This window comes from Pseudomonas sp. FW305-20 (assembly GCF_058788075.1).
In genome coordinates, this window is record NZ_JBYTAJ010000004.1 from 216,663 (window position 1) to 234,767 (window position 18,105).

The window sequence follows — 18,105 nt, forward strand, 5'->3', positions numbered from 1 at the left end:
CTTGTATTGAAGTGCCAGTCATAGCCGAGCCGTGAATTCCACTTGCCCGCTCAGAGCTATTCATCCATGCGCCAACCCCGCCTGTCTTTTCGCGTTGCCTCGCTCTGTTTCATTCCTTTGCTTTCCCTGTTCGCCAACCCCGCCCACGCCGGTGCCGAAAGGCATTTGGTGGAAGCCATCAACGACTACCGCGCTCATCCCGATCGCTGCTTGGGGCGCGCGGGGCGAGCGTTAACGCCGCTGGCATTGAAGTCGAACCTGGCCTTACCGATCGGCTATGGCGGCGGTTTGCGCGATCGATTGAAGGCATCGGGCTATCAGGCGGTGACCGTGCGCACGATTCGCGTGGTCGGTGCGCAGGATGCCGATGAGGCCTTCGACATGCTCCAGAGCGATTACTGCGGGGCATTGCTCGATACTCAATATGCCGACATTGGCGTCAGCCGCGCCCGGAGTGAGTGGCAGGTGGTGCTGGCGCAGCCCGTGCTGGACAGTCGCGCGGGTGATACGCGAGCCGTCAGCAAAGCGTTGCTGGCCCAGGTCAATGCGGCACGTTCAAAACCGCGCCTTTGCGGTCGTCAGCGCTTCGCCGCCGCACGACCATTGGCCTGGAACGCAGCCTTGGGCACGGCGGCGCAAGGGCACAGCAAAGCGATGGCCTACGGCAACTACTTCGCCCACAAGGACCCCGACGGTGACATGCCCGCGGACCGGGCCAGAGCCGCAGGTTTCCGTGGCCGGCAGATCGGCGAGAACATCGCCGCCGGCCAGGGCTCACCGAGCAAGGCAATGTCGAGCTGGCTGGCCAGCCCCGGGCATTGCGCCAACCTGATGAACCCGATGTTTACTCAGATGGGTGCAGCCTATGCCACTGACGCACGCAGTGATCGAGGCGTTTATTGGACGATGCTGTTTGGCGCGCCTTGAGTGATTGCGCGGCGTCTTATTTAGGGCGCCGCACCGCCCTCACCTTTGCACTGCCTCCGCCGCCGCAGAAAAACTGATCGCCGCCATCCGATTCAAGCCCCGACACCCCGACGCCGGCCGGCAACTTCACACTCTCCAGCACCTCGCCAGTGGTCGAATCGATATGGCGTAACTCACTCTCGTCTTCTTCCCAGGTGCCATGCCACAGCTGGCCCTCGACCCAGGTCACCCCAGTGACAAAGCGGTTGGATTCAAGGGTGCGCAAAATCGCGCCGGTCTCGGGATCGATCTGATGGATCTTGCGATCCCGATATTCGCCGACCCACAACGTTCCCTCCGCCCACGTCAGCCCTGAGTCACTCTCGCCAGGCGCCGGGATTGTCGCGAGTACACGGCCGGTCTGCGGGTCAATTTTCTGAATGCGATTCTCGGCGATCTGGAACAGGTGCTGGCCGTCGAAGGCGGTGCCGGCATGGGCGGCGACATCGATTGAACGCAGTGTCTTGCCGCTCGCCGGGTCCAGGGCATTGAGTTTGTCGCCGGTGGCAAACCACACGTGCTGACCGTCCCAGGTGACGCCATGCACCTTGTCGACACCGGCAAAGGGTCCATATTCACGGAGGATTTGAGCTGCTGACTGTTTCATGTTGGCATTCCTCGTTACGGGTGTGTGGCGTTCATCCTAGTCACCCGGCAGTGGCCCCGGGAGTAACAAGGTCGTCGCGAAACCCGGCAGCGGCGGAGTCATCCAGCGCCGTGCCCGACCGCGACCGAACGACTGCACCTTGCCCGCGCGGGCCAGTTCGTCGAGTGCCCGTTGCACCGTGCGCTGGCTGGCACCGAGGGCCAGGGCCAGGGCCGAACTGGACCACGACTCACCGTCAACGAGGAACGCGAACACCTGCGCGTGTTTCTCTTCGACGTGTTGCGCCAGCACCACCACGTCAGAGGCAACCAGCGCCACCAGGGCAAACCCGCGTTTGGTTGCAATCACGCCGGCCAAGGGTTTCAACGCCGCACGCAGTCGCCCGATTTCGACTCGCAACCGTGCGCGAAGGGACTCGTCGGCGTGCTTCAAACGAAAGGCCCGGGCAACCAGCGCTTCCCTCGACACGTCGGCCGGCCATGCTTCGGCCAGTGCCCGCGCAAGGGTGAACAAGACCGGGCGTGAGGCGAGGGAAACCGACATGCCGGCACCACGCACGACGTAGCGACAGGCATCGACGACCAGCGATGTGGACGCCAGCAACGCTTCAACCTCCTCCAGCAACAGTGGCCGCTCCTCACCATGGGCAAGCAAACGCGCGACGGGCGTGTTCAGGACAAGGGCTGCGTTTTCCACCTCGGCCGTCAGCGCAGGAATATCGGCGTCGCGCGCGGCATGCTCGGCCCTCGTGAGTGCAGACCGCGCCTTGTTCGTCTCAAGTCGTCGCATCGCGATCCCTGCCACGACCAGTTCGTGAGCAGTGCGCAAGGCCGGCGGCAAAGGCGCGGGATCAAGCTCGGCGAGCAGCACGTCGGCCTCTTCAAGATGCCCGATCAGCAGCAAACGCCGAATCTGCAGATACCGCGCATGAGCGGCGTTCACCCGATCGCCATGTGCCTCAAGCGTCGCCCGCGCCGCCTCGAGTGCCTTCACCGGCCAGCCCAGTTCCCGGGAGGCCAGCGCGATCTCGGCCTCGGCGACCACACACCGCGCCCGAGCCAAGGCCTCCTTCGGTCCAAAGGCCCGCGCCGCCCTCTGCACCAGCGCCTTGGCTCGCACCAGATCGCCGAGTTGCGCCATCGCAATCCCGCGCAACGCCAGCGCCGGCGCATCGTCGCGCAACGCGACCCGGTTCAGCGCACCGAGCGGATCACCCGCCGCCAGCGCCTGCGCTGCGGCCGTGATCAGCGAGTCCATCGCAATCCCGCCACCGTTGTCACTCCCACCGTCGGATGTTCGCTGTTGAGTCTATCTCACGACGCACAAGTACGAAGGAAGCCGCCTCCGCAAATCTTTAAGCAGGGATCGGTTGTTCTTATCGGTGATTTAAAACGGTTGCTCAGCCTGAGGAACGGCGCGCTTTGGCTTGTACAGCAAAACCACACACTCGCTGACGAAGGCGCCAGCCACCGCCAACGCCATGTCTTTCTGTGAATCCCAGGGATCGTTCTGCGCACCGACAAAGGCACGCGCGGTGTCGTCGCCGAGGAAGGCGCCACCAATCCATTCCACGATTTCGTAAATGGCCGACGTCGACAGAATGATGTTCAACGCCATAAACACCAACCAGAAACCCCGCAACGGAGTCAGGCGCAGCAACACTTCGCGAATGGGATAAGCCATCAACAGCCCGTAACTCAAATGAACCAGCCGATCAAAATGATTGCGCTGCCACCCCAGCGCTTTATCGAGGCTGATCCCGGTCAAGGCGGAACACCATTGGTCGTACGGCACCTTGGCATAGGTGTAGTGAGAACCCAGTTCGTGAATGCACAGGAAAACGAATACCAGGCTGATGGAAACCGCTGACAGGCGAAACCGGCCAGAGACGGCCACCAATGTGCCCACCAGTAACAGCACCAACAGGTTTTCCAGTGCCCAATCCACTCGACTGTGGGGTGAATACCCTGACACCACGACGATCAACACAAACAGCATCAGCAGCGTCAGGTCGTATCGCCGGTGCACGTTGGGGTGCATGGTTTGAGTTCCTCAATCGGAGAATGACGACGGCTCCGGAGTCCTTCTACATGGATCAACTCATCGCGAGTCCGGTTCAGGCACACCGACAAAAGGCTGCCTGCGGTTCACGATCTGAAATTTCACCGCTTGTGCTGCCGTCTTCGCGAGCAATCCACACTCCTGTAGGAGCAGAGCTTGCTCGCGAAGGCGGTGGTTCAGTCAATTGCAAATTGAATGTGATGGCCTCTTCGCGAGCAAGCTCTGCTCCTACAGAGTGCCGTTTCAGCTTCACCATGGCTTAGGTCCGGCTTTTGCGACCAATGGCGCAAAGGCTCGTTAAATCCCGTTGGTTAGAGCAAAAACCGTCTATTCCGCCAGTCTTCGCCACTCGATCAGATGCGGATCATCGACAACCCAGTACATCACAAACAATTGCTTACAAATTAGAAATTCATTAAATCCGATCTTGTACTACCGAGTGTTAGTTTGTGCGCTTTATCGGGCCATGAGATGCCAAAGCCTTAATGATGCGCATCAAACTTCCTAGCGTTCGTGCCCTCGGTGCATACCTTTCACTCTCTTGCCTGTTTGCGGCTGCATGGTTCGTCAATCCTGCCAATACGCATTCCTCCTTTGCCCTGATAAGTCCAGTGATGGCAGTGGCTGGCCAAGTCGCCAAGCCCATTTATACCAGCCGCTTCGCCTCGTCCGGGCTGGTGGATTTCGTGCATTCCTCGGCAGTGACCGCCTTGCCCGACGGCAGCCTGATGACGGTCTGGTTCGCCGGCTCCCGCGAAGGCGCAGCCGATGTGCAGGTGCGCTCTGCCCGGTTCGACTCGAAAACCGGCGAGTGGGGGGCAGAAAAGGTATTGGCGACGCGGGATTCGACCCAACAGGGCACGCGAAAATACATTCGCAAGCTGGGCAATCCGGTGGTTGCCCTCGCGCCGGATAATCGCCTGTGGCTGTTCTACGTGTCGGTGTCCATGGGTGGCTGGGCCGGCAGCGCGGTCAATGTGATGGTGTCAGATGACTTCGGTGAAAGCTGGTCCGCCCCGCGGCAGTTGATCACTTCACCCTTTCTGAACATCAGCACTCTGGTCCGGTCGGCACCGGTGTTTCATGCCGACGGTTCCATCGGCTTGCCGGTCTATCACGAGTTCCTGGGCAAGTTTGCCGAGTACCTCTACTTGAGCGCAGACGGCGATGTGATCGACAAATTCCGCATCAGCCACGGCAAAAACTCATTGCAACCCACGGTGGTTCCACTGGACGGCCAGCGCGGCATCGCCTTGCTGCGCTATGCCGGCGACACCCACCACCGTGTGCTGGCGTCCCGCACCGAGGACGCCGGTCAAACCTGGAGCGAGCCTTATCCGCTTGATCCCTCGAACCCGAACTCTTCGTTGGCCGCCGTCGCGACGCCCGAACACGGGTTGCTGGTGGCGCTCAACGACCTGCAGGAGGGGCGCTTCAAGCTGAGCCTGTATGGCACCGACGCAAAAATGGACGATTGGCGTTCGTTGCGGGACCTGGACAAGTCCCCTGACCCCGAAGGTGCTCCGTTTTCGCCCGAGGCCTACAAGGAAATCATCGGCAAAGAGTTTCGCGGTTCCAGCGGCGCGCTTCGCCAACCGCTGGAGGCACAGTTCCTGGATAACCTCGACAACCGTGTCTGTAAAAGCCAGGGGTGTGAATTTGAATATGAATACCCGTACTTCATCCGCAGCCCCGACGGGATGTATCACTTGGTTTATTCCTGGAACAACACCTTCATTAAGCACGTCACCTTCAACGATGCCTGGCTCAACGAGCGTCGCAAATGATCAGTCTGTGGCAAGCCCATGTCAGCTTCGCAATGATCATCTTCCTGATGCTGCCTTCTTTCGGCTTGCACAGGAGCTGGCGGATCACCCTGTTGGCCGCATTGCTGGCCGTCAGCTTCATAGCGCTGGACGGGTTATCGTTGGCCGCCTATTTGCGCAGCTACATTGATGACCTGGCGATCACCTCCATGGTGTTCATGGCGTGGGGCTGCTTGCGGCGGCTGGACCTCCTGCCACCTGCCCGGGGTAAAACCGGGGTATTGATCCTCTTCGCCGCGATGGCCGTGGTGCTGTACCCGGCAACCCTGGGCATGAGTGATCTGGACCCCTATCGGTTTGGCTACAGCCCGCGCGTCATGTTGATCTTCATCGGCGTGCTGACCCTGGGCCTGTTTTACCTGCGCAACGGCCTGGCCGTCGTGATGCTGGCCAGCGCGACCCTGGCCTTCATTGCCGGGATCAAACCTTCGCAAAACTATTGGGATTACCTGGTTGATCCGCTGCTGGGCCTGTATTGCTGCGTGGCACTGCTGATGCTTGCCGTACGCTGGACGTATGGCCGGGCAACCAAGCGCCGCGGTGCAGCGTCCGGTTCCGTTTGAGATTTAACGACTTTATTAACAGGGGAACAGGGATGGGTTGGCTGCACTCGAGACGTTTACATTATTGGCTGGGCGCGACAGCGATTACGTTCGCGCTGTTTGCTGTGCTTCGTGTCATGTTCTTTTTCGGCTATTCCGGTTTCGACGCCAACGCCCTGATCGACAAAAATGACGTCATGGAAACCCTGGGGATCGGCTTTCGTTTCGATTTGCGCCTGGCCATCCTGGCGATGTTGCCGTTGGCGTTACTGGCCTGGATTCCGCGCTGGAACCTGATCAACAGCCGCCTGCTTCGCCGCATCGCCCGCGTGTATCTGGTCGCGGCACTGAGCGTCCTGCTGCTGATTTACATCATCGATTTTGGTCATTACGCCTACCTGGGCGTGAGGATCAACGCCACCGTACTGCGCTTCATCGAGGATGCGCAAATATCCCGCGACATGGTCTGGCAGACCTACCCGGTGATCTGGATTTCACTGGGTTGGCTGGCAACGGTCGCGTTGGTGACACTGGCCTTGGTGCGTCTGGAACGCGTAACGCTGGACCGCCCCCGCAAAGTCATACGCCGACTCTCTGCGGCGTTGGGTGGCGCGGTGATGGTCGTGGTGGTGCTGCTGGGCATCTTAGGTCGTGTCGAAAACATGAACCTTGAAAACCCGGTCCCGTTGCGCTGGAGCGATGCGTTCTTCTCGGGCAATAACCAGATCGCTGCGTTGGGCCTGAACCCGGTGTTGTTCCTCTACGACACGGTCAAGGTCGGCCAGTCGCGCTATGACGAAGCGCAAGTGCGCGAACACTACGCGGTGATGGCCAACTACCTGGGCGTGGACAAGCCCGACCCGCAAACCCTTGATTTCGTCCGTCACCAGGCGCCACAACCTTACAAAATACCGGGCTCCCGGCCGCCGAACGTGATGTTCGTCATGCTCGAATCGCTGGGCACCAGCGCCGTCGGGGCCTACGGCAACCCGATCAATCCGACGCCCAATATCGATCGCCTGGCCACGCAGAGCTGGTTCTTCGAGCACTTCTATGTGCCGGTGACGGGGACCGCAAAAACCGTCTGGGCCAGCATCAGCGGTGTGCCTGACGTCACCCGCCAGGAAACCGCGACGCGCAATCCGTTGATCACCAAGCAAAACACACTGATCAATGCGTTCACCGGTTACGAGAAAATCTACACCATCGGCGGCAACTCCGGCTGGGCCAACATGAATGCCTTGATCCGCCAAAGCATCGATGGCGTTCGCTTGTTCGAAGAGCGGGACTGGAAGTCCCCGGTGGTGGATGTCTGGGGGATTTCCGACCTGGACCTGTTCAAGGAAACCGACCAGATCCTGCAAGCACTGCCCAAGGACAAACCGTTCTTCGCCTATGTGCAGACGGCTGGCAACCATCGTCCCTTCACGATTCCCAAGACCAACGATGGCTTCGAGGTCAAGCACCCTACCCTGGCCGAAGTTCAGGCCGCAGGGTCGCGCAGTGTCGAGCAATACAACGCCGTGCGCTTGCTGGACTTCAATATCGGTCGCTTGATGGAAATCGCCAAGGCCGGCGGCTGGTACGACAACACCATTTTCGTGCTGTTTGGCGACCACAACACCCGCATTGCACAGATCCCGTTCCTGGCACCGGCCTACGAGCAATTGGGCCTGGAAAGCAACGCGGTGCCGATGATCATCCACGCACCGCGTTTGCTCGGGACGCGCAAGGTCGAAGAAGCGGTCGGCCTGGTGGACTTGCTGCCCACGGTGGCGGGCATGGCCGGTCTTGAGTTCCGCAACAGTGGCATGGGCCGTGACATTCAGCAGCCCGCGCCTGAGGGTGAACGCGTGGTGCCGTTGGTGCTGCGTGAGGGAACATTCCCGCTGATTGCCGGCGTGACTCAACACTACATGGTGCAGATGGAGCATGACGGTAGCTCGCCAAGCCTCCATGACCTGGCCTCACCGACGCCGCTGGACAACGTCGCCGAACAAAACCCGGAAGAGTTCAAGCGCCTGTCACAACTGACCCGCGCCATGCACGAAACCTCAAGGTTGATGCTGTACCAGAACGTGCGCAAGTAACGGCTTTCCCGCGTCTATGCTGCAAATAGACGCGGGGTCTTCCCCCGCCTCCCGTAAAAGACTCTGCCTATTACGCCCTAATACTCCCCCTATTAGCTGACTTCCCAACTGGGGTCTAACCTTATCCGAGCGTCGGCACCATAAGCCGGCCGGTCAAGAACTGATAAGGAGATAGGAATGGGTCAGAAGCCTGACTAAACCTGCCGTAGGCCACCGTGCAGGCAACTCGATTGCCGCTGTTCAGAATTCCCGTGCGATCAAAAACAATCAGTTGATCAAACTGCTGGCCCTGCAGCCTGTGTCATTGGTTTCGCCCGTTGCTGTTTAACGCCCACGCTGGGCCGGATAGCCGGATGAATACGACCAAAGGTAGCTCACACATGGCAAACGAATCGAAATGCCCGTTTATTAGCGCCGCTGGCGGTGGCACGACAAACCGCGACTGGTGGCCGAACCAACTGAATCTGAAGATCCTCCATCAGCATTCCTCCCTGTCCGACCCCATGGACAAGGACTTCAATTACGCCGAAGCATTCAAGAGCCTGGACTTTGAAGCGGTCAAAAGCGACCTGACAGCGTTGATGACCGATTCCCAGGACTGGTGGCCGGCGGACTTCGGTCACTACGGGCCACTGTTCATTCGCATGGCCTGGCACTCCGCCGGTACGTACCGCACCGGTGACGGCCGTGGCGGCGCCGGTTCCGGCCAGCAACGCTTCGCGCCGCTCAACAGTTGGCCGGACAACGTCAGCCTCGACAAGGCACGTCGGCTGCTCTGGCCGATCAAGCAAAAATACGGCAACAAAATTTCCTGGGCCGACCTGATCGTCCTCACCGGCAACGTCGCACTGGAGTCCATGGGCTTCAAGACCTTCGGCTTTTCCGGCGGTCGTCCAGACGCTTGGGAACCGGATGAAGCCGTCTATTGGGGCTCGGAAAACAAGTGGCTGGGCGGCGACACCCGCTACGGCAAAAAAGACGAGCCCATGCAAGAACCCGGCGAAGGCCCACTTGTAGCTGAGCCAGGGGAAAACGAGGCTAGCCGCACTGAACAGGGGCGCAACCTGGAGAACCCGCTCGCTGCCGTGCAAATGGGCCTGATTTACGTCAACCCGGAAGGCCCGGAAGGCAACCCGGATCCGGTCGCTGCGGGCAAGGACATCCGCGAAACGTTCGGTCGCATGGCGATGAATGATGAAGAAACCGTGGCACTGATCGCCGGCGGCCACGCCTTCGGCAAGACCCACGGCGCCGGACCTGCCGACAATGTCGGCGCCGAGCCCGAAGCCGCTGGCCTCGAACAACAAGGCTTTGGCTGGAAGAACAGCTTCGGCACCGGTAAAGGCCCGGACACCATCACCAGCGGCCTGGAAGTGACCTGGACCACCACGCCCACGAAATGGAGCAACAACTATCTGGAAAACCTGTTCGGCTTTGAGTGGGAACTGAGCAAAAGCCCGGCCGGTGCGAACCAGTGGATACCGAAAAACAACGCCGGTGCCGGCATCATTCCGGATGCTCACGACCCGTCCAAGCGGCGTAATCCGACCATGCTGACCACCGACCTGGCGCTGCGGTTCGACCCGATCTATGAACCGATTTCGCGGCGCTTCCTGGCCAATCCAGACCAGTTGGCCGACGCGTTCGCCCGCGCCTGGTTCAAGCTGATCCACCGCGACATGGGCCCCCTCTCCCGCTACCTCGGCCCGGAAATGCCGAGCGAAGAGCTGCTGTGGCAAGACCCGATTCCAGCGGTCGACCATGCCTTGGTCAACGACAGTGACGTCGCTGCGCTCAAGAGCAAAATCCTCGATTCTGGCCTGAGCGTCTCGCAGCTTGTATCAACGGCTTGGGCGGCGGCTTCGACCTTCCGGGGCTCCGACAAACGCGGCGGCGCCAACGGTGGGCGCCTGCGCCTGGCTCCACAGAAGTTCTGGCAGGCCAACCAGCCTGAGCAACTGGCGAGCGTGCTGGCGAAACTCGAGGGTATCCAAAGCGAGTTCAACAACAGCGGCAAGAAAATCTCGCTGGCTGACCTGATCGTGCTGGCCGGTAACGCCGGCGTCGAACAGGCGGCGAAAAATGCCGGTCAAACCGTGACGGTGCCTTTCTCACCTGGGCGGATGGATGCCTCCCAAGAGCAGACGGACGTGGAGTCTTTCGGCTTCCTCGAACCCATCGCCGATGGCTTCCGCAACTACCTCAAAGGCAAATACAGCGTCCCGGCCGAGCATCTGTTGATCGACAAGGCACAACTGCTGACACTCACCGCGCCAGAAATGACCGCGCTCATTGGCGGCATGCGTGTGTTGAACACCAACGTCGGACAAACCAGGCACGGTGTCTTCACCCAGCAGCCGGAAGCGTTGACCAACGACTTCTTCAAAAACCTGCTGGACATGGGCGTGGAATGGAAACCGGTGTCGGAGGCTAATGAGGAGTTTGAAGGGCGCGATCGCAAAACCGGCGAATTGAAATGGACCGGCACCCGCGTCGATCTTGTCTTCGGCTCGAATGCGCAGTTGCGAGCGTTGGCTGAAGTCTATGCAACCGCTGATGCGCAGGAGAAGTTCGTGAAAGACTTCGTCGCCGCGTGGGCCAAAGTGATGGACCTGGATCGCTTCGACCTCAGGTAACACCAGCGGTATCGCTGAAACTGCAACGCCTCCCACTGTGGAGGCGTTGTGCTTTTTTGTGTCGACTGCCCTGCGATCTGTCTCAACCCGTACAGGCGTAAGTTCCTACCGTCTTGCCGAAGGAATTTTTTTAACCGCACATAATCATTCGTTCATGAGTGACAGGAGAGGATCGCGAAAATGAGCGAGCGAATTTCGAGCTTCACCGATGAGCGTTATTGGGACGATAAAATCGCCACCAATGCCGAACAATTCCACGAAGCCGATCGGCTCGATATGGAAGCGTACAAACTGATTCAAGACGACCGAAGCCCCGAAGCATGGGCACGATTCACCGAGGCAAAGGCCAAGGCTGACGCGAAGCGAGCTGCTGCATTCCAAGACTGGGTGCGCCTGAAACGCATGATGACAAATGAGGTGAGCGATTGAGGATTCGATTGAAAGAACAGGAGGATTGTTCGTCTTCTTGATCGAAGTGGCGAGCAACCCCCCTGATAGTTCATCCCATTTCGTTGATGTCGCCACGCCGAGCCATCCCGAAAAGATCACCCGCATTGTTCAGGATTTCAAAATCTTGATACTTGCGAAGGTTGATTCATCACGTGCCTGATCCAGCAAGCTCATCGGCCTTACCAAGGGCAATGCCTGCGCAATCGATCTTGCTGTCACGAGGGGTTGCGATTCCGCCACCAAGCGCTCGTCGCTGGGTGGAATGCCGAAACACTCGCGATAGCACTTGGAAAAATGGGGTGTGGACACGAAGCCACAGACCACCGACAACTCTACGATGGAGATCGGCGTTTGCTTGAGCAACTGACGTGCGCGAATCAGGCGCAGTTTGAGGTAATACCGCGAAGGTGAGGAATGCAGGTATTTCTGAAACAACCGCTCAAGCTGTCGACGGGACAAGCCGACGTAATTCGCCAGTTCGTCCAGATCAATCGGCTCTTCCAGATTGGCCTCCATCAAGGCGACCACTTCCTGCAGCTTTGGTTGATGGGTACCGAGCATGTGCTTGAGGGGCACGCGCTGGTGATCCTGCTCGTTGCGGATTCGCTCGTAGACGAACATTTCGGAGATGGCCGCCGATAGCTCATGACCATGATCACGACTGATCAGGTGCAACATCATGTCCATTGGCGCGGTTCCACCGGAGCTGGTGAAGCGATCTCGGTCGAGGGTGAATAAACTGGAGCTGAGGTTCACTAGCGGAAAAGCTTCCTGCATGGCGGCCAGAAATTCCCAGTGCACACTGCAATCGAAGCCATCGAGCAGGCCCGCCTTGGCCAAGGCCCAACTGCCAGTGCACACGCCTCCGATCCGCTTCGAACGTCGCGCCAGGGTTCGCAACCAGGTTACGTGCTCCCGGGTTACAGCGCCTTGAATGCCAATGCCACCGCAGACGATCACGGTATCAAGCATCGGTGCGTTAATGATCGAGGTGTCCGGAGTGATCGGCATGCCGTCGCTTGCCCAGACCTGCTCTCCCCCCGAACTCAGAGTATGCCAACGATAGAGCTCTTGACCGGTCAACTGATTGGCCATGCGTAGAGGCTCTACTGCTGACGCCAGGGAGATCAACGTGAATTGGTCCAGCAGCAAGAAACCGACAGTTTGGGGAGGAGCGGCCTTGGAGGTGTCGTATGCCATCGAAGATTATTCTCGCAGTGACGGTAATGGCCCGTGGCGCAGGCGGCTTTTGCCGCCTCGCCACTGCTCGAGCACCTGATTACGCTGGAGAACGCTGCTATGCACTTTCCGCCGACACCGCCCTCTGCGGCTGCCCATGGTGACGCGTGGTCACGAGGCCGATAAAGGAAATGGCTAACGCAAGACCGATGGTCGAAGAAACCTCCATACGGTGCTCGGGCGTCACCATCATCACCGCCAACGCGGCGCAGATGAACACGATGACCAACCAGGTGAGCCAGGGAAACAGCCACATCTTGAAGGTCAGCGTGACATTCTGCCGACGCAGAATCTTGCGCATGCGCAATTGCGACACGGCGATAACCAGATACACCAGCAAGGCAATGGCGCCGGAACTGGCGAGCAGGAACTGGAACAGTCCGGCAGGCATGAAATAGCTGAACAAAGTTACGCCGGCACCCAGTATGGTGCTGGCGATCACCGCAGCTCTCGGCACGCCCGCCGATGACGTCACCTTCAGCGGCTTCGGTGCATCACCGCGTTTGCCCAGCGAGAACAGCATGCGCGAGGAAATATAGATCGAGGAGTTCATGCAGCTGGCCACGGCAATCAAGACCACCACATCCACCAGTAACTTGGCGTGGGGAATGTTCATCAGTTCCAGCGCTCGCTGGTACGAGCCCACCGACGCCAGCAACGGATCGTTCCAGGGCACCACGGAAATGACCACGAAAATGGACAGCAGGTAGAACACCCCAATGCGCCAGATCACCGAACGTGTGGCTTTGGCAATGTTCTGCGCAGGATTGCTGGATTCGGCGGCGGCAATGGTCACCGCTTCTGTACCGATGAAGCTGAACATGATGGTGATGAACGCGCCTACGACCGCTGACAAGCCATTGGGCGCAAACCCGCCATGCTCCTCCATGATTCGGCTCAACCCGCTGGCTTCGCGCTCGGGAATCCAACCCATCAACACCGCAAAACCAAGACCGATAAAGCCGATGATCGCCACGACCTTGGCCATCGCAAACCAGAATTCGAACTCGCCGTATTTGGACACGCTGAACAGATTGGTCACGACCAACAGGATGATCGACAGCAAGGCAAACAACCAGGTATCGACCTGCGGGAACCATTGGTTCAATACATGCCCGGCCGCGAGCGCCTCGATGGGTATCACCAACACCCAGAACCACCAATAGAGCCAGCCGATGGTGAAGCCTGCCCAACGCCCGATTGCCTGGTCGGCGTAGGTGGAAAACGACCCGGTGTCCGGGTTGGCAACCGCCATTTCGCCCAGCATGCGCATGACCAGAACGACCAAAAGGCCGGAAAACAGATAAGCCAGCAATACCGCCGGACCAGAGGCCGCAATGGCATGTCCGGAACCAACAAACAAACCTGCGCCGATAATCCCCGCGATAGAAAGCATTGTGACGTGACGCGGTTTGAAACCCTGCGCCAACTGACCGTTCGAAACTGTGGAGTTCGGGTTATTCATCGTTATTTTTTGTTCTCTGGTGATCGACGTTAGGGCGTACTGACTGAGGGTCAGGCGATCATCATTGCTTCCTGTTGCCGCTTCACCAACGCGGCGCACCTCAAACGCTCCTGAGTTTCTAGATCAGGCATCACGGCTGCACACGGCCATGAAGTGACGCGCCACCTTACGCGTCTTGCCTCCAGCGAAAATAGCCTGAGTGCGCCACTTGCGAGTCTGATTTCGACATGCCCAAGCGCGCATCCGCGGTGATGCAAGCGGGCAGATCATCCTGCGCGAAGGTCATCGCGATGGCTGGGCAACAGCGACCTGATTACGTCCCAGCGCCTTGGCTCGATACAGTGCTTTATCGGCATTGTTCATCAAGCTGTGCAGATCGTGAATACCGGCATCCGTCGACGCTACGCCGAGGCTGGCCGTTATGCAGTGAACAGGCTCGATCATCAATCCAGCAACAGTCTGGATGAGCTCTTCTGCAATCTTGACGGCGACCTCAATGGAGGTGTCCGGGAGCAGAATGGCGAATTCTTCCCCACCTAGCCGGCCGTGGATATCCGTGGCACGAAAGGATGAACTGATGACCACACCCATTTGGCGCAAAACCTGATCCCCAACCTGATGGCCGTAGGTGTCGTTGATATGTTTGAAGTGATCCATGTCCAACATCACGGCGCACAACCCTGACCGGTTGGTTTCACATTCGTTGTACAACTGCTGGGCATGCTCGAAAAAAGCTCGTCGACTCTTCAGGCCGGTCAACTCATCGGTTTGTGCTGCTCGGGTGGAAATGCTGTTCGCCTGTTCCATTTCTCGGGTTAGTCGAAAGGCGGTTTCCAGTGCTTCGGACATTTTTCGTGTCGCACGGGCAACAAATGATGCGAACACCAGCACCGAAAGTGCCATGCCGACTTGAATCGTGGACGGTTGAAACAGCAACCAGGCGGTGCACGGCAACAGAACCAACCCAATGGACACTAGTGTCATGTAGCGGTAGGCCGAGTAGCAGGAGACCGCGCTGACAGACATTCCGACGGTAAAAAGCATGACCAGCGCCTGCGACAAAAGATCGTCTGCTGGCATGACAACGAATGCGCCGCCTCCCCAGATACTGGCGGACAGCACGAGCGTGCTCCAGTACTTGCCTTCCCAGCGTTGAGGCGTACGTTCACTTTCGTCGCTGCGAAAATAGGCAACAAACATCGAGATGCGTAATAGCGTCGACCCGCTCAGTATGGCCAGCCACCAAAAAATAACGCTGTGTTCAAAACGATCCCAACACAGCCAGCACAGCATGATGGCAGCGAGGCAACTACCAAAAACCGCAGAAAATGATTGGCGAAACAGTTGATGCAATCGGTCAGTTCGCACCTGTTCGGCGATGAAAAACTCTTGGTCATTCCCAGAGCCTGGGCCATCCATGTGATCCACCTGATCATGACTCAGCCAAAAGAAACTATTGTGGCACCCTGCCACCAACGCGAACAACCCAATTACGCTCGTGGTCGCGAGCACGGCAGCGCACTCGCGATGAACGTAGCCTGATAGCAGCTGGGAACTTGTCTTCCGGCATTCCAGACTTAACCGCCAAATTGGCTCAACACCTTCTTTTCCGACGCATAACCTGTCCTTGTGGAATTACTTCTTAATCTTTCACTCCTTGCTGCCGATGCCTCTAGCATAGGGCATAGGAGCAATACAAATGAGAAACAACCAACCGGTTACGCAGCGCGAGGTTGCCCTTGGACCTCAACAAAAACTCATCTCGACAACGGATGCACGGGGCGTCATCACATACTGCAATGACGCCTTCGTTGATATCAGTGGTTTCAACAAGTCCGACCTGATCGGCGCGCCTCAAAACATCGTTCGTCACCCTGATGTACCCTCCGCCATCTTTGCCCATATGTGGGGCGCGCTGAAGCAAGGCAAGCCGTGGATGGGCATCGTCAAGAATCGCTCCAGGAACGGCGACCACTACTGGGTCAACGCCTACGTCACGCCGATTTTCGAAGGTCGTGAGGTCGTTGGCTATGAATCAGTCAGGGTCAAGCCGACGGCCGAGCAAATCCGTCGCGCCGAAGCCCTCTATAAACGCATCAGCCTTGGAAAATCAGCCATCCCTGCTAGCGATCAATGGCAACCCGCCCTGCTCGCCTGGTTGCCTGTTGCTACGATCGGGTTGGTGGGGACGCTGGGTGGCATGTTCCTCGGCGCACCTGAGGCTTTCATTTTGGCCGTCGGGGTATCGATTCCGATCGGGTTGCTTGTGTCCCGCAGGCAAAACCGAGGGGCGCTGCATCTGCTGGAAATGGCTGAGGCCTCTACCTCCGACTCATTACTGGCCAAAATGTACAGCGATGAACGCGGTGCTCAGGCACGCCTTGAAACGGCATTTGTCAGTCAGGCGTCCAGGCTCAAGACCTGCCTCACGCGGCTACAAGACACGGCAGAACAACTGACCAGTCTGGCGGGGAGATCCGATGGCCTCGCCGCCGATAGCTCTCGTGGACTGGACCGTCAACGGGTCGAGACCGAGCAGGTGTCGGCCGCAGTCAATCAAATGGCGGCCACCACGCAGGAGGTCGCCAGCCACGTCCAGCGTACTGCTGACGCCACTCAAGAAGCCAATGTGCTGACCGGACGTGGACGCGAAGTGGCCCGAGACACTCGAGAAGCCATTCAGCGCCTCTCCGTCGTGGTGGGCGAGACAGGGCTGACGGTGGCGCAGTTAGCCAAGGACAGCCATGAGATCGGGGCGGTGGTGGATGTCATCAAAGGCATTGCCGATCAGACTAACCTGCTCGCGCTCAACGCAGCCATCGAAGCGGCCCGCGCGGGCGACATGGGTCGAGGCTTCGCGGTAGTCGCTGATGAAGTGCGTCAGCTGGCCCAGCGCACGACTCAGTCCACGATCCAAATCCATAACCTGATTTCCAAGTTGCAGGTCTCATCCAGCAACGCGGTTAAAACCATGGAAAGCGGACATCGACAGGCCGAAGAAGGCGTGACGTGGGTGCTCGAGGCAGACAAGGCATTAGTCGGCATCAGTGAGGCCGTCGCGAACATCACGGACATGACTACTCAGATTGCCGCTGCGACTGAAGAGCAGACCGCCGTCGCCGAGGAGATCAGCCGCAATATCACGACCATTGCCAATCTGGCGGACCAAACATCTGAACAAGCCAGGCATTCGGCAGAGCTGAGCAAGGAGTTAACCCAGACCGCGAAAACCCAGTATTCATTGGTCGAGCGGTTTAACCGATAACCCATCAACTTTCGTAAAAAAAGCCCGCTCCTGCGGGCTTTACATTCCAGGCGCCTGGGATGGCGCTCAAAAGGCTAAATGCCGGGTCAGTTGATCAACCGGCGGTGACGGTCATGCCGCCGTCGGCCATGACCACGGAGCCGACGATGAAGCTTGCGCGGTCCGAGGCGAGAAATGCCACAACTTCGGCGATTTCCTCTGGCTGTGCAGCACGACCGATGGGGGCGGCTTCACCGTGCCGGGCCAAGAAGCCAGGGCCGTCGTCAACCACGTCGTTGAGGATATTGGTCACCACGTCGCCGACACCGATGGCATTGACTCGAATGCCATGCTCAATCACCTCGAGCGCCAGCGTGCGGGTCAACTGGGCCAATGCGCCTTTGGAAGCGGTGTAAGCGGCAATGGTTGGGAATGCGAAATAGGATGCGTAAGAGGCGATGTTGACGATAGCTCCCGATTTGTTGGGCATCATCGCCTTGACCGCTTCGCGGCAATGCAGGAAGGCCGCGGTTGCGTTGACCGCCTGGATGCGCTCCCAGTCTGCGCGGGTCATGTCGATGACTAACTTATTGATGATGATCCCGGCGTTGTTGACCAGAATGTCCAGCCGGCCGAACTTCTCGACGGCCATACCGACTGCGCGCTCGGCGACGCCGTCTTCGGTGATGTCGGCTACCAGCGGCACTAACCCGGGGCGGGCGAGTTCTTCGACGCAGGGATTGCGGTCTTCAGCAATGACCTTGGCGCCACGCGCGTGCAGCAACAGTGCGATAGCCTTGCCGATGCCACTGGCGGCGCCGGTGACCAGCGCAACCTTGCCTTCGACTTCGTTGGGAATGCTGTGATTGATCTCAGTCATGGTGCTCTCCTGCCTTGCAAGCCGACGAGATATTCGGCGGCTCAGCGCCTGTGAGGCGCTGTCGTTATCGACGGCTTCACTGTCTCGCAATGGGCAGGG

General features: G+C 58.8%; 14 protein-coding genes and 1 pseudogene. 8 read left to right on the top strand and 7 right to left on the bottom strand.

Annotated elements, in window-relative coordinates:
• Positions 1–66 precede the first annotated feature (66 nt).
• Positions 67–927 carry a CAP domain-containing protein gene (locus AC3WP4_RS05615; RefSeq protein WP_102614451.1) on the top strand — a complete coding sequence of 287 codons (861 nt, stop codon included), beginning with the start codon at positions 67–69 and terminating at the stop codon, positions 925–927.
• A 16-nt stretch (positions 928–943) separates the two neighbouring features.
• Here AC3WP4_RS05615 and AC3WP4_RS05620 read toward each other — a convergent pair whose 3' ends face one another.
• The 3 genes from AC3WP4_RS05620 to AC3WP4_RS05630 all read right to left on the bottom strand — a co-directional run bounded on the left by AC3WP4_RS05620 (position 944) and on the right by AC3WP4_RS05630 (position 3,613).
• Positions 944–1,573 carry a Vgb family protein gene (locus AC3WP4_RS05620; protein ID WP_074877226.1) on the bottom strand — a complete coding sequence of 210 codons (630 nt, stop codon included), beginning with the start codon at positions 1,571–1,573 and terminating at the stop codon, positions 944–946.
• Between the two features lie 36 nt (positions 1,574–1,609).
• Positions 1,610–2,830 carry a helix-turn-helix domain-containing protein gene (locus AC3WP4_RS05625; protein ID WP_102614452.1) on the bottom strand — a complete coding sequence of 407 codons (1,221 nt, stop codon included), beginning with the start codon at positions 2,828–2,830 and terminating at the stop codon, positions 1,610–1,612.
• 129 nt (positions 2,831–2,959) lie between these two features.
• Entirely contained in the window at positions 2,960–3,613 is a 654-nt protein-coding gene (locus tag AC3WP4_RS05630; RefSeq protein ID WP_102614453.1) for a DUF2238 domain-containing protein, read from the bottom strand.
• Positions 3,614–4,122: 509 nt separating this feature from the next.
• Between AC3WP4_RS05630 and AC3WP4_RS05635 the strand changes: the two genes are divergently transcribed.
• The 5 genes from AC3WP4_RS05635 to AC3WP4_RS05655 all read left to right on the top strand — a co-directional run bounded on the left by AC3WP4_RS05635 (position 4,123) and on the right by AC3WP4_RS05655 (position 11,157).
• Positions 4,123–5,421, top strand: a complete 1,299-nt coding sequence (locus AC3WP4_RS05635) for a sialidase family protein (RefSeq protein ID WP_102614479.1) — start codon at positions 4,123–4,125, stop codon at positions 5,419–5,421.
• Positions 5,418–6,023 (top strand): hypothetical protein, encoded by a 606-nt coding sequence (locus tag AC3WP4_RS05640; protein WP_102614454.1) that lies wholly within the window; start codon positions 5,418–5,420, stop codon positions 6,021–6,023. The genes AC3WP4_RS05635 and AC3WP4_RS05640 overlap by 4 nt, the downstream gene beginning before the upstream one ends.
• A gap of 32 nt (positions 6,024–6,055) precedes the next feature.
• Positions 6,056–8,092 (top strand): LTA synthase family protein, encoded by a 2,037-nt coding sequence (locus AC3WP4_RS05645; RefSeq protein ID WP_102614455.1) that lies wholly within the window; start codon positions 6,056–6,058, stop codon positions 8,090–8,092.
• A gap of 380 nt (positions 8,093–8,472) precedes the next feature.
• Positions 8,473–10,728: a catalase/peroxidase HPI gene (gene katG / locus AC3WP4_RS05650; RefSeq protein ID WP_102614456.1), complete on the top strand. Its 2,256-nt coding sequence runs from the start codon at positions 8,473–8,475 to the stop codon at positions 10,726–10,728.
• Positions 10,729–10,908: 180 nt separating this feature from the next.
• Positions 10,909–11,157, top strand: coding sequence for a hypothetical protein (locus tag AC3WP4_RS05655; RefSeq protein WP_076030907.1), 249 nt, complete (start codon positions 10,909–10,911; stop codon positions 11,155–11,157).
• Positions 11,158–11,286: 129 nt separating this feature from the next.
• Here the strand turns inward: AC3WP4_RS05655 and gbdR are convergent, their stop codons facing one another.
• The 3 genes from gbdR to AC3WP4_RS05670 form a co-directional block, all read right to left on the bottom strand.
• The gene (gbdR, locus tag AC3WP4_RS05660) at positions 11,287–12,378 is read right to left on the bottom strand and encodes a choline metabolism transcriptional regulator GbdR (protein ID WP_102614457.1); all 1,092 of its coding nucleotides are present in this window, start codon (positions 12,376–12,378) and stop codon (positions 11,287–11,289) included.
• A 97-nt stretch (positions 12,379–12,475) separates the two neighbouring features.
• Complete coding sequence (gabP, locus tag AC3WP4_RS05665; protein WP_102614458.1) at positions 12,476–13,882, bottom strand: GABA permease; 1,407 nt, start codon at positions 13,880–13,882, stop codon at positions 12,476–12,478.
• Between the two features lie 282 nt (positions 13,883–14,164).
• Positions 14,165–15,301 carry a GGDEF domain-containing protein gene (locus AC3WP4_RS05670; RefSeq protein WP_102614459.1) on the bottom strand — a complete coding sequence of 379 codons (1,137 nt, stop codon included), beginning with the start codon at positions 15,299–15,301 and terminating at the stop codon, positions 14,165–14,167.
• A 280-nt stretch (positions 15,302–15,581) separates the two neighbouring features.
• On the opposite strand from AC3WP4_RS05670, the pseudogene AC3WP4_RS05675 reads away from it, so the two are divergent.
• Positions 15,582–15,848: pseudogene (locus tag AC3WP4_RS05675) on the top strand (PAS domain-containing protein); the annotation flags it as partial.
• A 234-nt stretch (positions 15,849–16,082) separates the two neighbouring features.
• Positions 16,083–17,147 (top strand): methyl-accepting chemotaxis protein, encoded by a 1,065-nt coding sequence (locus AC3WP4_RS05680; RefSeq protein ID WP_418329261.1) that lies wholly within the window; start codon positions 16,083–16,085, stop codon positions 17,145–17,147.
• A gap of 94 nt (positions 17,148–17,241) precedes the next feature.
• Here the strand turns inward: AC3WP4_RS05680 and AC3WP4_RS05685 are convergent, their stop codons facing one another.
• Positions 17,242–18,006 carry an SDR family NAD(P)-dependent oxidoreductase gene (locus AC3WP4_RS05685; protein WP_076030905.1) on the bottom strand — a complete coding sequence of 255 codons (765 nt, stop codon included), beginning with the start codon at positions 18,004–18,006 and terminating at the stop codon, positions 17,242–17,244.
• Positions 18,007–18,105: the final 99 nt, after the last annotated feature.

Bases quoted from the DNA above. Each gene is read 5' to 3' on its own strand.
- gabP (WP_102614458.1), bottom strand. From the start codon at position 13,882: ATGAATAACCCGAACTCCACAGTTTCGAACGGTCAGTTGGCGCAGGGT.
- AC3WP4_RS05640 (WP_102614454.1), top strand. From the start codon at position 5,418: ATGATCAGTCTGTGGCAAGCCCATGTCAGCTTCGCAATGATCATCTTC.
- AC3WP4_RS05635 (WP_102614479.1), top strand. From the start codon at position 4,123: ATGCGCATCAAACTTCCTAGCGTTCGTGCCCTCGGTGCATACCTTTCA.
- AC3WP4_RS05630 (WP_102614453.1), bottom strand. From the start codon at position 3,613: ATGCACCCCAACGTGCACCGGCGATACGACCTGACGCTGCTGATGCTG.
- AC3WP4_RS05615 (WP_102614451.1), top strand. From the start codon at position 67: ATGCGCCAACCCCGCCTGTCTTTTCGCGTTGCCTCGCTCTGTTTCATT.
- AC3WP4_RS05685 (WP_076030905.1), bottom strand. From the start codon at position 18,006: ATGACTGAGATCAATCACAGCATTCCCAACGAAGTCGAAGGCAAGGTT.
- AC3WP4_RS05625 (WP_102614452.1), bottom strand. From the start codon at position 2,830: ATGGACTCGCTGATCACGGCCGCAGCGCAGGCGCTGGCGGCGGGTGAT.
- AC3WP4_RS05670 (WP_102614459.1), bottom strand. From the start codon at position 15,301: ATGGATGGCCCAGGCTCTGGGAATGACCAAGAGTTTTTCATCGCCGAA.
- AC3WP4_RS05645 (WP_102614455.1), top strand. From the start codon at position 6,056: ATGGGTTGGCTGCACTCGAGACGTTTACATTATTGGCTGGGCGCGACA.
- AC3WP4_RS05680 (WP_418329261.1), top strand. From the start codon at position 16,083: ATGTTCCTCGGCGCACCTGAGGCTTTCATTTTGGCCGTCGGGGTATCG.
- gbdR (WP_102614457.1), bottom strand. From the start codon at position 12,378: ATGGCATACGACACCTCCAAGGCCGCTCCTCCCCAAACTGTCGGTTTC.
- AC3WP4_RS05655 (WP_076030907.1), top strand. From the start codon at position 10,909: ATGAGCGAGCGAATTTCGAGCTTCACCGATGAGCGTTATTGGGACGAT.
- katG (WP_102614456.1), top strand. From the start codon at position 8,473: ATGGCAAACGAATCGAAATGCCCGTTTATTAGCGCCGCTGGCGGTGGC.
- AC3WP4_RS05620 (WP_074877226.1), bottom strand. From the start codon at position 1,573: ATGAAACAGTCAGCAGCTCAAATCCTCCGTGAATATGGACCCTTTGCC.